The 12,670-nt window shown below is 66.5% G+C and carries 11 protein-coding genes and 1 tRNA gene; 4 read left to right on the top strand and 8 right to left on the bottom strand.

Annotation, left to right across the window (positions count from 1 at the left end):
• Positions 1 to 73: 73 nt before the first annotated feature.
• Entirely contained in the window at positions 74 to 403 is a 330-nt protein-coding gene (locus AC0QC4_RS09365; RefSeq protein ID WP_483659626.1) for a hypothetical protein, read from the top strand.
• 61 nt (positions 404 to 464) lie between these two features.
• Positions 465 to 2,000 (top strand): aminoacyl--tRNA ligase-related protein, encoded by a 1,536-nt coding sequence (locus AC0QC4_RS09360; protein ID WP_483659625.1) that lies wholly within the window; start codon positions 465 to 467, stop codon positions 1,998 to 2,000.
• Between the two features lie 12 nt (positions 2,001 to 2,012).
• On the opposite strand, the gene AC0QC4_RS09355 is transcribed toward AC0QC4_RS09360, so the two are convergent.
• The 4 genes from AC0QC4_RS09355 to AC0QC4_RS09340 all read right to left on the bottom strand — a co-directional run bounded on the left by AC0QC4_RS09355 (position 2,013) and on the right by AC0QC4_RS09340 (position 9,795).
• Positions 2,013 to 7,028: a hypothetical protein gene (locus AC0QC4_RS09355; RefSeq protein ID WP_483659624.1), complete on the bottom strand. Its 5,016-nt coding sequence runs from the start codon at positions 7,026 to 7,028 to the stop codon at positions 2,013 to 2,015.
• Between the two features lie 152 nt (positions 7,029 to 7,180).
• Positions 7,181 to 8,236 (bottom strand): hypothetical protein, encoded by a 1,056-nt coding sequence (locus AC0QC4_RS09350; protein WP_483659623.1) that lies wholly within the window; start codon positions 8,234 to 8,236, stop codon positions 7,181 to 7,183.
• Between the two features lie 72 nt (positions 8,237 to 8,308).
• Positions 8,309 to 8,779 carry a hypothetical protein gene (locus AC0QC4_RS09345; protein WP_483659622.1) on the bottom strand — a complete coding sequence of 157 codons (471 nt, stop codon included), beginning with the start codon at positions 8,777 to 8,779 and terminating at the stop codon, positions 8,309 to 8,311.
• A gap of 11 nt (positions 8,780 to 8,790) precedes the next feature.
• The gene (locus AC0QC4_RS09340) at positions 8,791 to 9,795 is read right to left on the bottom strand and encodes a hypothetical protein (RefSeq protein ID WP_483659621.1); all 1,005 of its coding nucleotides are present in this window, start codon (positions 9,793 to 9,795) and stop codon (positions 8,791 to 8,793) included.
• Between the two features lie 191 nt (positions 9,796 to 9,986).
• On the opposite strand from AC0QC4_RS09340, the gene AC0QC4_RS09335 reads away from it, so the two are divergent.
• Together AC0QC4_RS09335 and AC0QC4_RS09330 are read left to right on the top strand one after the other, a co-directional pair.
• Positions 9,987 to 11,072 carry an AI-2E family transporter gene (locus AC0QC4_RS09335; protein WP_483659896.1) on the top strand — a complete coding sequence of 362 codons (1,086 nt, stop codon included), beginning with the start codon at positions 9,987 to 9,989 and terminating at the stop codon, positions 11,070 to 11,072.
• A gap of 43 nt (positions 11,073 to 11,115) precedes the next feature.
• Positions 11,116 to 11,192, top strand: a tRNA-Asp gene (locus tag AC0QC4_RS09330).
• Between the two features lie 25 nt (positions 11,193 to 11,217).
• Here the strand turns inward: AC0QC4_RS09330 and AC0QC4_RS09325 are convergent.
• From AC0QC4_RS09325 to AC0QC4_RS09310, 4 genes are all read right to left on the bottom strand, one after another.
• Positions 11,218 to 11,439: a DUF2842 domain-containing protein gene (locus tag AC0QC4_RS09325; RefSeq protein ID WP_483659620.1), complete on the bottom strand. Its 222-nt coding sequence runs from the start codon at positions 11,437 to 11,439 to the stop codon at positions 11,218 to 11,220.
• Complete coding sequence (locus tag AC0QC4_RS09320) at positions 11,436 to 11,972, bottom strand: 5-formyltetrahydrofolate cyclo-ligase (protein WP_483659619.1); 537 nt, start codon at positions 11,970 to 11,972, stop codon at positions 11,436 to 11,438. The genes AC0QC4_RS09325 and AC0QC4_RS09320 overlap by 4 nt, the downstream gene beginning before the upstream one ends.
• 220 nt (positions 11,973 to 12,192) lie before the next feature.
• Complete coding sequence (locus AC0QC4_RS09315) at positions 12,193 to 12,477, bottom strand: cell division protein ZapA (protein ID WP_483659618.1); 285 nt, start codon at positions 12,475 to 12,477, stop codon at positions 12,193 to 12,195.
• Entirely contained in the window at positions 12,470 to 12,652 is a 183-nt protein-coding gene (locus tag AC0QC4_RS09310) for a hypothetical protein (protein ID WP_483659617.1), read from the bottom strand. Before AC0QC4_RS09310 ends, AC0QC4_RS09315 begins: the two co-directional genes overlap by 8 nt.
• Between the last annotated feature and the right edge of the window lie 18 nt (positions 12,653 to 12,670).

Here is a 12,670-nt window from a genome sequence, read left to right as displayed (position 1 = left end):
TGCCATCGTCCCGTAGCGTTCATTAAGTCCCGCTATCTATTGTCGGGCCAATTGCACGACAGGGACCGCTGCGATGCTGGACATTCTGACGTTTGATCTGGACGATATGGGTGCCGGGGGCGCAAAGCTCTTGGCCATCCTCGCCGTTGTACTGGTTGCCATCTTGGTCGTCATGCTGCGCGACCTGTTCCTCTGGTTCGAAGCACTCGGCCAGCAGGAGGACGAAGCGGCGGAAAGCGATGCGGTGGTCGAGGATAGTGCCGATCTGCCGGACAGCGCGGCGTCTTCCGCCGTCGAACCGGCCAAACCCTTTGTCGATCGCCGCAACCCGGCCAATCCGGTCACTGGCTTCGGTCGGCGCAAGGGCGATGTCGAGATGGCGCCGAGGCAGCACGCGGCCTGAAACCAGGGCGGCTTGAGGCGGCGCTTGCCGCCGCCCGTCCGGCTCGGCTAGGGGCGGCGGCATGACGATCAAGCACGCCCTCTCCACATCCCGCGCCGCCGACTTTGCCGGCTGGTATCAGGAAGTCATCGCCGCCGCCGACATGGCCGAGGAATCGGGCGTGCGCGGCTGCATGGTCATCCGCCCGTGGGGCTATGGAATCTGGGAGCGGATCCAGCGCCTGATGGACGACCGCATCAAGGCGGCCGGTGTCGATAACTGCTATTTCCCGCTGTTCATCCCCTTGAGCTATTTTGCCAAGGAGGCCGAGCATGTCGACGGTTTTGCCAAGGAAATGGCGGTCGTCACGCACCACCGGCTGATCGCGGACGGCAAGGGCGGGCTGATGCCCGATCCCGACGCGCGGCTGGAAGAGCCGCTGATCGTGCGCCCCACCTCTGAAACCGTGATCGGTGCGGCAATGGCGCGCTGGGTGCAAAGCTGGCGCGATCTGCCTCTGATGGTAAACCAGTGGGCCAATGTCGTGCGCTGGGAAATGCGCACCCGCATGTTCCTGCGCACCAGCGAATTCCTCTGGCAGGAGGGCCATACCGCCCACGCCACCCGCGAACATGCGATGGACGAGACGCTGCGCGCGCTCGAAATGTATCGCGAATTTGCCGAAACCGTGCTGGCAATGCCGGTCGTTGCCGGCGAAAAGCCAGAACATGAGCGTTTCCCTGGCGCCACTGCGACCTACAGCATCGAAGCGATGATGCAGGATGGCAAGGCGCTGCAGGCCGGCACCTCGCACTATCTGGGCACCAGTTTCGCCGAGGCGGCGGGCATCCGCTACCAGACCAGCGAGGGCGGCCATGCGCTCGCCCACACCACGAGCTGGGGCACCTCGACCCGCATGGTCGGCGGGGTCATCATGACGCATGGCGACGACGATGGCCTGCGCGTGCCCCCTGCAATCGCACCGCACCAGATCGTCATCATCCCCATGCTGCGGGAGGATGAGGGAGATGCTGCCATCCTCGACTATTGCCGCAGCCTCGCGGCCGAGCTTGGCGCACAGAGCGCGCTCGGCGAGCGCATCCGCGTGCATCTCGACAAGCGCCCCGGCAAGAGCGGTCCCAAGCGCTGGGAGTGGCTCAAGAAAGGCGCGCCCATTGTCGTCGAGATCGGCGGGCGCGACGTCGCCGCCGGCAAGCTCGCGGCAATCACCCGTACCCGCCTCTATCGCGAGGACGGCAAGCTCGACACCGATTTCCCGGAGCGCGCGGACTTCGTCGCCTCGGCCAGCGCCGCGCTCGAGGGAATCCAGGCGCAATTGTTTGCCGAAGCCAAGACAAGGCTGGACGCCAACATCCGCCGCGACCTTGGCGATTGGGACAGCATTGCCGCCTATTTCACCGACACCGACGTTCCCGGATGGGTAGAGATCGGCTGGTCGCGCCCGACCGGGGCCGCGCTCGATGCTGTGGTCGAACGGGTCAAGGCACTGAAGCTGACCATGCGCAACGTGCCGCTTGGCAGCAGCGCGCCCGATGGCCTATGCCCGCTCACCGGCGGACCCGCGGTCGAAAGGATATTGATCGGCCGCGCTTACTGACGCGACAGCGCGTTACAGGCCGAGGCCGCGCAGGCTGGTCTGGTCGAACTTCAGGCGGAAGGTCGCATAAACGCCCGAGCGGCTGAACCGGTTTTCCTCGAAATCGCGATCGCGGAAACCGGCGAAATTGTATCCGACGACCAGGTTGGCGTTCTCGAACGGAACGACCACGATCTGCGGGCCGCCGCTCCACGCGGTGGTGCGCGCATCGGTGCCGACACGCACATTGCCCGAGACACCGACGCCGACATGCGCGCTGAGGTCAAAGCGGAAGTCGCCGCCGACCACCGCCGACCAGCCTTTGACATCGTCCTCGCCGAACCGGTCCGACGTGTGGCGCACGCCGACGAACAGCGCATGCTCGCCGGCCTCGTACCAGCGCGGGGTGCTGTCATCCTGGTCGACCGGTGTATAATTGATGGTGAGGCTGTTGATGATGCGGCGAGAACGGGCATCGCCAGTGATGCCCAGCGCAGGGCCGCCTATCGGGCCGGGCTGGCCGGCAATGGCATTGTCGACGGCATCGTAGCGCAGTTCGAGCTTGTCGAGGATGCTCCAGCGGCTGTGAGCCGGGCGGTGCGCCCAGCTGATTTCGGCCGACACTGTTTCGGTCGAGGCTGCGACATCGCTGTCGGCGCGGGTCCAGGTCAAGAGACCGCCGAAGGCGCGACCGTCGCCGATGCGGCGGATGCCACCGAGCGTGATGCCGGTGCGATCCGCAATCTCGCCATCGCGATATTCGGCGCGGCCGCTGATCGACCAGTCTTCGTTGCGCCATGTCGCGCCTGCCGTCACCGCGGTGAAATCCTCGGTGATCGAATCATAGCCGTCGAGCAGCCCGCCCGAAGCCACCGGCTGTGCCGGATCGAGGATGTCGGTGGCGGAGATGCCGCCCAGCGTCTTCTGCCCGTCGATGGTCGCATCGATGGTCAGATTCTCGCTGATCTGGAAGCTCTGGGTCAGGCCATAGGCGGCGAAGCTGCGCGGGCCGAACTCGCCGAGATTCTGCTGGTTGCCGCTCAGCACGACGCGTCCACCGTCCCACGGCCTGACATCGAAACCCAGCCGTGCGGTACGCGCATCGACCGTGCCGCCATCGGCAATCTCGTAGGTGCCAACCAGGCCGACCGACTGGCTCAGCGCATAGCGCGCGCCGAAGCGGTGGCGCGCCGGGAAGTCGACGCTGGCGTCGTCTCCGCCGAGCGCGAACTCGGTCTGGGCGTCCAGCTCCAGCTTCTGGTTGAACAGGCGCTGTGTGGCGCCGAGCTGGACCAGCGTAGACCGGTTGCTGGTGCCATCGCCCAGATCGTCGTCGGCATAGGTCAGGCCGGCGCGCAGCGTGGTGTCGAGCGTGCGCCATTCGGCCTGCAGCCGCCCAGCCCGCCGCCGCGCATCGCGATCAACATAATCTTCCTGCCAGGCGCTGGCGAGCAGCGAGATGTCGCGGCCGAGTTTCAACCGGCCATCGAAGCCGAAGCGCCGGCTGCCGGCCCCCGCGCCGGTCAGTTGGCCGACGCCGAAGCCCGCATCACGTTCCCGTGCATAGGCGAGCAGGTCGAAGTTGGCGCCATGGTGCTCGACCTCCACCAGCCAGGCGCTGGCCATGCCAGGGTCGGCCGCCGCTGCGCTCGCAGGATCGCTGTCGCTGGCCGCATATTCCGCGCGCACCTCGGTCGAGGCGTCGGGGCGATAGCGCACGTCGACACCGCCGAGGTTGGTGCGCAGGCTGTCGGTCTCGTCATGGATGCCGGTCAGGCCGATGCGCAGGCTCTCGTCATCGTTGCGCCAGCTCGCCCGAGCACCGCCATTGGTAACGCGCTGGCCGACGCCGTCGACCTCGTAATCGGCGACGATGAATTGCGGATTGAGGCTCTCGTCACGGCTCAGGATCGGTTCACGGAAGCGAAGCGTTCCGGCGAAATAGTCGATGTCATAGTCGATGTGGCGGGTCAGCACGCGGCTGTCGATGACGATGTTCGAGCGCAGCCGGTCGCGCACCTCGATGGTGACGCGCTCGGAATTGGCGAGGATGTCCCGCGCGCCAAGCTGGTAGGGGCCGCTCAGGCCGTTGCCCTGCAGCTCGTCGCGCCGATAGCGGTAGGGTGTGTCGGCCACGAACGCGGTAGCGGCCAGGTTCTCGCCCCGATATTCGGCCTTCACACCGTTCATCGCGCGCTGGTACCGCGCCAGTTCCGGCTCGTTGATGCCGGTCTCGAAATCGCCGAACAGCGCATAGAATTGCGGCCGTTCAAGGCGCAGATAAAGGTTGCGCACTGACGCCGCGTCGAAGCCGCGGTCGGCGCGGTCGGCGTAGATGGTGTAATAGGCGCGCGGATCGATGACACCGCCGAAGCGCGATTCATCCTGCTCGCGGTCGCTGTCGTAAGACAGGGTCATCAGCCACTGGCCGAGGATCCGGCCCTTTGCGTAGAGCGCGATCCGGCCGTCGATATTCTCACTGTCCAGCGTTTCGGCAACCGGCTCCATGCGGTCGTCGAGCGTGTTGAAGCCAGCCGTGCCGGCAGCAAAGCCGACCACGGTCCACGGCCGTTCGCCGGGATTCAGCCACACGTCGAGCTGCTGGTTGCGGACGACATCATCGTCCCGGAAGGTAAAATCGATCCGTGCCGAACCGGATGCCGTGGTCGGTTCCAGTTCGATATAGGCCAGGCCATCGTCGCCTTCGACCCGCCAGGTGGTGCGGACCTGCTCCAGCCCCGACAATTGCCGCGCCTGTTCGGCATCGACCGACTGGGCGGCCCGGTGCGGCGGCGCGACCGAGAAATCGCCGACCACGCCATGCTTGATCGGACGGCCGTCGCGGTCGGTCAGCCGTACCGCGATCACCGGGCGATTGAGACCGTCGGCGAGCAGCAGCGACTGGTCGCGCACCAGTTCCGCGCGCAGCGCGCCACCCGAATAATGGACGGTGCGGCTCAGTTCCTCGACCAGCGCGCCGCTAGCGTCACGCACACGCGCCACGAAGCGGTTGTCGCGTGGCAACAGCTCGATGCCGCGCCAGCTCGAAATCTGGAAGCTGCGATCCGGCGATGTCGTGGCACCATCTGCGTTCAGCGAGTCGACAGCGCGGCCGTTGAGCAGCAGCTCTACCGTCTGGCCCGGCAGATGCTTGATGGCGATGCGGATCGACGGCGCTCGGGGATTGTGGTTTTCCTCAGGGAACACCCAGCCGATGCCCGCCGTCTGGCCGGCAAAGAAATCGGCGTCGCCGCCGGCATGCGTGCTGTCATCGACCACGGTCGGACGCGCCGGCGCCTCGACGCGCGGCACCTGGGTCATCTCCGCTTCGATAGGTGCCTCTTCAGAAGCGATTGAAACTGCATGAAAATCCGCACGCTTCAGCTCACCGCCACGGCCTTCGACGAAGCGGGAGATCGCGCTGCCGGCGCTGCGGCCATTGCGCGCGCAGTCGACCGGGGTCTGCGAGGAGGGCAGGGTGGAGGGATCGATCTGCACGACGCTGAGACCGGGCCGGACGCCCTCGAAATGGTAGCGCCCGTCGCTGTCCGTTACCGTGAAACTGCCGTCCTGCAGCATCACGCGCACCCCGGCGATACCTTCCGCCGTGTCCGGATCGACGCTGCAGCCGCCGGTGGTGACCCGGCCGATGATGACGATGCGATCGCCCAGCGTATCGCGCCGGATGCGCACATTGGCATCGGCGACATTGCTGACCGTGCCGCGATTGTCGCGTGCGGAAGCGATGTTGTTGGCATCGCCCGGCCGCGCATCGGTGCGGACCTCGCCGATATAGGTCAGCACGCCGCTGCCGCCACCGGGCAGCGCGGGCAGGGTGACCGTGAAACGCCGCCCGCCGGCGTCGGTCTGGGCAGTGATGGCGGTGCCATTATATCTTATCGTTCCGGGCCTCAGCCGGACTGCGGCGGGCAGATCGTCGGTCACGACAATCGGCCCGGTCGGCCTTCGCGCGTCGCTGTTCAGCACGTCGATCCGGTACTGCAGCGCCTCGCCCGGCAGGGCGATGGTGGTACTGGCCTGCTTGCGCAGTTGCAGGCCGGCCCCGGGCCGGTCGATGGGGATGTCGACGCGCACCGGTTCCGGGGTCGATAGCGTGAATATCTGCCCGTAACTGGCGCCGAACACGGTGTAGGGCGCGCCATTGTCGGGGCGGCGGAACCCTGCAAGCTCGGCTGCCGTGGCCAGCGACGCCCAGCTATAGGGGCTCGGCGGCTCGACCAGCAGTCGATACCGGCCCGGCGCGACGAACGGGAAGCGGTAGTCGCCAGGCGGGAAGGAATAGGTCGCGCCGCTGGCATCGGTGACCGTGGAGCCGGTGATCAAGCTGTTGGGGAAGGCCGACGTCCCGTCATCGCCGAAAACCTGCGCCGGCTGGCCGGTATCGGCGTTGATCAAGGTCACCCGGACGCCGCCGACGGGCTGGCCGTCGCCGCTGTCGAAGACGATTCCGAAGGGATCGACCAGAAAACTGACCGTCGCGCTCGCCAGTTCCTCGCTCGAACCGTCGCGGCTGAGCGTCAGGCGGATCGCTTCGCCGGCATCGACGGACAAGCGACAATCGAGGCTGACCGGCGCCGGTGGCGTGCGGATGGTGGCAATATAGCCCACGAAAAATCCGCTGTCGGGCGCATCTTCGCGCAGACGCACGCGCTCCAGGTCGCCATTGGCGGTGCGGATGACGACTTCAAAGCTGTCCCGGGTCAGCGGATCGCGATTATCCGCGGCGGAGCGAACGCCGAAGGCGACCGACTGTCCGGCGGAAAACTGGCTGGCGGGGACCAGCGACACCGGCGATGGCCCGGTGGAAACGGCCGGGCCGCCGGGGTCGCTCGACGCAACCGGCCCGATGACACCGCAGCCGCTGCCGTCGATGCGGGACGGAATGCCGCTACCCAGCGGCTCGATGCGATAGATTTCAGCCTGGATCGGACCGGGAGGCGCGGTGACGCGCACGTCGACCTGGTTGGATCGCTGGCGGATGGGCCCGGATGGGCTGGTCCAGTCGATGGTCGCTATGTTGCTCACCACGCGCGCATGCCCCGGGGACCCGAAAAGGGTCGCCGCCGCGGCAAGCGAAGCGAAAGTGAGGGAGCGCCACAAGGACATGGTTAATTCGGTCAGACACCAAAGGGCCGAATTGCCTGACGCTGGTCCACGTCGGCAAATCGGCCCCTAGGAGATCAGTTGACGGTGGCGCGGAAGACGAGCGTGCGCGTATCGCCCGCGGCCACAGTGGTGATCGTGCCCGACACGGTCCCCGACGCGAAGCTGCCGCCCGCCGAACCATCGGCGTTGCAGGTCAGACCGGTCACGGTGCCGTTGAGGCGGATCGAGCTCGCGACATAGGTCAATGTTGCCGGCAGGATATCGCTGACGGCGATATTGTTGGCCGCAGCGCCGCCCGAGGCGTTGCTCACGGCGATGCAATATTCGACCGTCGCACCAGGGATCAGCTTGGGATTGGTCGTGCCGTTGACCGGATCGCTGATCACGGTGCTGCGCTTGTCGAGCGTCAGCGTCGCGGTGACGACGGTGTAATCGTCATCGTCGCTGTGCGCTGCGTCGCGCAAGGCATCGGCGACACCGGCGGCATCGGCGAACACCGTATCCATGCCGGCAGTGTTGGCGCCGGTGGTCTGAGTCAGCGCTGCGCCCTGCGTGCCGCTGGCACCGGCTTCGCGGCCGGTTGCGGTCAGGCGGACGTTGGCGACGTCGTTGGTGGCGCGGCTCAGCGGCACGTTGGCCACGGCAAACACCGTCACGCTGGCGTCGGCAGCCACTTCGTCGAGGAAGGTGACTGCGACGTCGGTGCCGGCGTCATAGCTGTTGTTGCCGTTGGTGTCGCGATAGAGCGTCAGCGCGGTGACATCGAAATTGTCGGTGCCGCCGTGCGACGCCGTTCCGCCCGTGGTCTGGGTGGCCGTCAACAGGAAGTCGAGCGGCGCGTTCGAGGTGTTGGTGACCGTGAAGGTGGTCACGGCCGCCGACTGGCCAGGCACGACAACGGTCGTGGCATTGCCGAGCTCGGCGACGGTCAGGTCGATGCGACGGTCGACGACGAACACGTCGCTGTCGTTGATCGACGGCTGAGCCACGCCACCAACCTGGTAGTTGATGGTCGCGGTGTTGGTGATGGAGGATCCGGCAGTCGTGCCCGCTGCCATCGCCGGTGCGGAACCGACAATGGCAATGGCCAACAGGCTGCCCGACCCGAGATGCAACAGCTTACTGGTCATTGCTGTATCCTTTTTGGGTGCAGGGGTGCGACCCGGCACCGCCGGGTGACGTAAGTCCGCGATATCAATGGGTTATCGAACGATGCCGCGGAACATCAGTCGTCCGGCTTCTCCGGCCGGGATCGGCTGGGCAAAGGCCCAGCGAATATGGGTCACGTCGCTCGCCTGCGCGGGGCGCTGGCTGCCGTCGGCTTCGCGGATGGTGAGCGATGCGAGCCGCCCCCAGTTGCGACCGCCATCGACCGACACTTCGGCGCGCTCGTCGCCGGCTGCCTGGAAGGCGACCGCTTCGGGCAACGGGTTGGTCACGACGAAGTCGGTCGCCGGCTGCGCGCCATTGTTCCGGTAGCGTAACACGAACACCAGCTTGTCGCCCGGGACGACCGTGGTCGGCTCCTCCAGCGTGGTCTGGGTGCGGCCGTTGGCATCGGTGGTGCTGCGCTCGACCAGCACGTCGCTGACGAGCGAGACGGCATTGCCGCTCTGGGCAGCGGCCGGCGCGGCGATCAACGCGGCGATGAGCAAGGCGAAACGATAGATCATGGTCCGATCCTTCAGTTGATGGTCACCTGGAACGTCACGGTGCGGGTTTGCCCGCCTGCGACCGTTCCGAGCGCAACGGAAATGCTGTTCGATGCGAAGCGACCGGCGTCGGCATCGCTGGCGTCGGTAAGGGTGCTGCCGCCCAGCGTGATCGAGCCCGGCACATAGGTGGTGCCGGCCGGGATGGCGTCGTTGATCGCAAGGTTGGGCAGGCTGCCCGACCCGGAGGTCGTCGCGACGATCTGGTAGGTGATGGTCGATCCCGGCACGGCATTGCTGCCCCCGAACGGATCGACGACCGTCGCCGACTTGACCAGCGAAACGGTGGCCGCGGCCACCTGGAAATAGCCATCGTCGGTGCCGTCGGCGCCGGTGGTGCCGACAACGGCATCGCCACCGCCTTCGCCCTGGCCAGCAAAGGTCGTGCCGGGCGCGCCGGTGCCGGTCACGGCAGCAGCCGTCAGGCGGATGCCGCCGCGATCGCCGTCGGAAAGACCGCCAGGCGTGTTGGCGACGACAAAGACGGTGATCGTCTGGTCGGGATTGAGGACAGGGTTGCCGGCGCCGGCGACATAGACGGTGTCGATTCCCGGCTCATAGACGCCATCGCCATCGTCGATGACGATCGACACCGAGGTCGGGTCATAATCGTCGCCGCCGAGGGTGTTGACGGTGGAGAGCAGGAACGCTTCCTGGCCGTTGCCGGTGTTGGTGACCGTAAAGGTCAGCGCCCCGCCGGTCGCGCCGGGCGTGGTCGGCACGTCGGCACCATTGTCCCACGCCACGACGGTGTCGAGCAGTTCGTCGACGGTCAGGCTGTTGAGATTCGAGTTGACCTGGACCGGCGTGCCGCCTTCGTCATAGGTGGCCGTCGCCGTGTTATCGATGACCGTGCCGGCACGTGTGCCGGTCGCTTGGGCCGTCGAAGCCACGGAAAAAGCGGCCATCAGGGCTATGGCTGCAGTCGCGGTGCGCGCGTTGAAACGGCGCGCGCCGGTGTTGTAATCGGTTGGCATAGCTGGTCCTCTTGCCATCTGGTGGCATTGGCTATGCCGAAAAAAGACAAACGACCGGTTAATGGCGGATGCATTGGCGGCGTGACGTCAGCACCTTCTCCTGTCATAACCCGGCGGTTATGACGTCATCTCCTCCGGCACTTCCCCCCACGCCGCCGCCACCCAATCCGCTGACCCTGGGTTATATCCGCATGGCGGCCTATGCGGTGGTGACCGCCGTCGCGCTCGGCACACCGTTTGCGCTTCAGGCCGGCGCCGAATTCTTCCTGCCGATCACCGCTGCGATCGTCATTGCCATAGCGCTGGTGCCGGCGCTCGAATGGCTCGAGCGGCGCGGCGTGCCGTCGGGCCTTGCCGCGCTGGCCTGTGTCCTTGCCTTCCTTCTGCTCATCAACGGCGGACTGGCGCTGATCGTGGTGCCAGCGAGCGGCTGGTTCGTGCGGCTGCCCGAGAGCCTGCCGCGCATTCAGGCCAATCTGGCGCCGCTGATCGATTTCTACGCCAGCCTGCAGCGCTATGTGGATGAAGCCTTGACGGCATTTGCGGACAATACCGCCGCGCAGATGCAGCAGGTCGCCGTTCAGACGCCGACGTCATTGCTCGACTATCTGACCGGGTCTGCCCCTGCGGCGGCAATCCAGACGCTGTTTGCCATCCTGCTGATCTATTTCTTCCTCGCCGGCTGGACGCGCCTGCGCGGCCGCACCATCCGCAGCCGGGGCAGCTTCGACGATGCGATGAACACCGCGCGCGTCATCCAGAATGTGGTCGACGCCACTTCGGCCTATCTGTCGACCATCGTCTTCATCAATGCGATGCTGGGCCTCTCGGTCGCGCTGCTGCTGTGGGCGCTCGGCATGCCGTCTCCCTTCATGTGGGGCGGCATCGTCACGCTGTGCAACTTCATTCCCTATGTTGGGCCGATCGTCGCGGCCGGGCTGCTCGGCATCGGCGGGCTGATGACCTTCGATTCGGTGGGCCTCGCGCTCTTGCCGGCGATGATCCAGATCGGGCTGCACACGGTGGAGGCCAATATCGTCACGCCGCTGGTGCTGGGGCGCCGGCTCACCATCAATCCCATGCTGATCCTGATATCGTTGAGCTTCTGGGGCTGGGTATGGGGAACGCCTGGCGCACTGCTTGCGGTGCCGATCCTGATCATCGCGCAGACCCTGTTCCTCTCCTTCCGCGGCGAGCGGCCGGAGTGGGCACCGCCGGTTTCGCGGGTCGAACCGGGCGAAGAAGAAAATGTTGCGAATGCCGGCGCGAGCGGTTGACTTGTCCGTCGCTCGCGCATAATCGCGCCGCTCCACACCGAACGCGGGTGTAGCTCAGTTGGTTAGAGCGCCGGCCTGTCACGCCGGAGGTCGCGGGTTCGAGCCCCGTCACTCGCGCCATTTCCTGCCCGTCCGGCGCAGGAAATCAGCGCCACCGCCCGGTTTCCATCCACAGCAGTATCGGCCGCAGCGGCAGGATCCACACGATTCCGGCAACGGCATAGACCAGGATCGCGGCCAGCGTCGGCAGCGGGCTCATCCATTCGATGACCGTCACCACCAATGCCGCCCACACGGCAATGATCAGCAGGATCAGGCCTGCGCCCGCCGGCTTGCGCCAGCTAGGGTCGGGTTGCGGTTCGATCACGGTAGGATCCACTCCTGTTCGGTCAGTATCGCATCGAGCGGAATGTCCCACTCGGCGACCGGTACCTCGTCGATTTCCTGCACCGACCAGGCAATGCCCAGCCGGTAGGCGTCGGGCAGCCGGGCCAGCGCGCGGTCGTAATAGCCGCCGCCCTGACCGAGTCGGTGCCCCCGCCGGTCGAACGCCAGCAGCGGCACGATGACCAGCGCAGGCTCGGCCTCGGCACAATGGCCGCGCGGCTGGATGACACCATAGGGGCCTTCTTCCCAGTCGGCATGGGCCAACGGTAACAGGAAGCGCATCAGCCCGGCGCCTTCGACGCGGGGGTAGCAGAGCTGGCCGCCCTGGGCGCGGATCAGCGTCTCGAGCGGCGCGGGGTCGATTTCCGAGCCGATCGGTCGATAGGAGGCAATCGTGCCGCCGAGACGGGCGTGCAGCGCCTCCGGCGGAACCACCGGGGCCGTGCACTGCGCCGCATAGGCCGCGCGGGTGCGCCGCAAGGCATCGCGAATCTGGGGCTTGCTGCCGCTCATTGCCGGCAATCCAGGTCATAGGCTGGGTGACGGGACCGCATTGGCCGGTGGCTGGAATATCCTCTGACGCCAGTAACGTCAGGTGGGGACCATATACGTCGGGCCAGGACCCGGGCAGGGACAGCCCCCATGGATGATTTTATCGCCTCAGGGATTTTCGCTAAGCCTCGCACCAGGCAGTACCCGTCGAGGCACAAGCTAAGCATTGTCACCCGCTTTCTCAACCCCTCGCGAGGGCGGTGGCGAGCGTCTCTATCCGTGCCGCAAGCGCGTCGATTTTGTCGGCAAGCGCGGCATCGTCGCCGCTGGAGTCGGGCAGCTTGTCGGCCAGGAACAGCGCCGCGAACAGCAATTGCCGGCTTTCGCTGAGTCCGCCGACCGATCCGCGCGCGGCGCGCACCTCGGCATCGACCAGGCCGCCGAGCCGCTGCAGATGCGCCTCCTCGCCGTCGGCGCAGGTGACCATATAGCTGTGGCCGCCGATGCTGAGCTGCACCTCAGCCATGCCGGACGGCGATCATGCGGTCGAGCTCGTCGATCACCGCGCGCACCTCGGCCCGCAATTCCTCGTCTCTGGGCGCGGCTACGTCACGGTCATGCTGCGTGCCGATGCCGCTTTCCAGCGCCGCGACGGCACGTTCCAGACGCTCGATCGATTGCACTAGACGCGGGTCGGCCATGCGCCGGACATAGCCTTT

This window comes from Sphingomonas sp. jy18 (assembly GCF_056931895.1).
The sequence above is the reverse complement of the archived record's forward strand: the minus strand, read 5'-3'. Positions and strand labels throughout refer to the sequence as shown.

Excerpts from the sequence above, each read along its gene's own strand:
- AC0QC4_RS09365 (WP_483659626.1), top strand. The coding sequence starts at position 74 with ATGCTGGACATTCTGACGTTTGATCTGGACGATATGGGTGCCGGGGGC.
- AC0QC4_RS09360 (WP_483659625.1), top strand. The coding sequence starts at position 465 with ATGACGATCAAGCACGCCCTCTCCACATCCCGCGCCGCCGACTTTGCC.
- AC0QC4_RS09350 (WP_483659623.1), bottom strand. The coding sequence starts at position 8,236 with ATGACCAGTAAGCTGTTGCATCTCGGGTCGGGCAGCCTGTTGGCCATT.
- AC0QC4_RS09345 (WP_483659622.1), bottom strand. The coding sequence starts at position 8,779 with ATGATCTATCGTTTCGCCTTGCTCATCGCCGCGTTGATCGCCGCGCCG.
- AC0QC4_RS09340 (WP_483659621.1), bottom strand. The coding sequence starts at position 9,795 with ATGCCAACCGATTACAACACCGGCGCGCGCCGTTTCAACGCGCGCACC.
- AC0QC4_RS09335 (WP_483659896.1), top strand. The coding sequence starts at position 9,987 with ATGGCGGCCTATGCGGTGGTGACCGCCGTCGCGCTCGGCACACCGTTT.
- AC0QC4_RS09320 (WP_483659619.1), bottom strand. The coding sequence starts at position 11,972 with ATGAGCGGCAGCAAGCCCCAGATTCGCGATGCCTTGCGGCGCACCCGC.
- AC0QC4_RS09315 (WP_483659618.1), bottom strand. The coding sequence starts at position 12,477 with ATGGCTGAGGTGCAGCTCAGCATCGGCGGCCACAGCTATATGGTCACC.
- AC0QC4_RS09310 (WP_483659617.1), bottom strand. The coding sequence starts at position 12,652 with ATGGCCGACCCGCGTCTAGTGCAATCGATCGAGCGTCTGGAACGTGCC.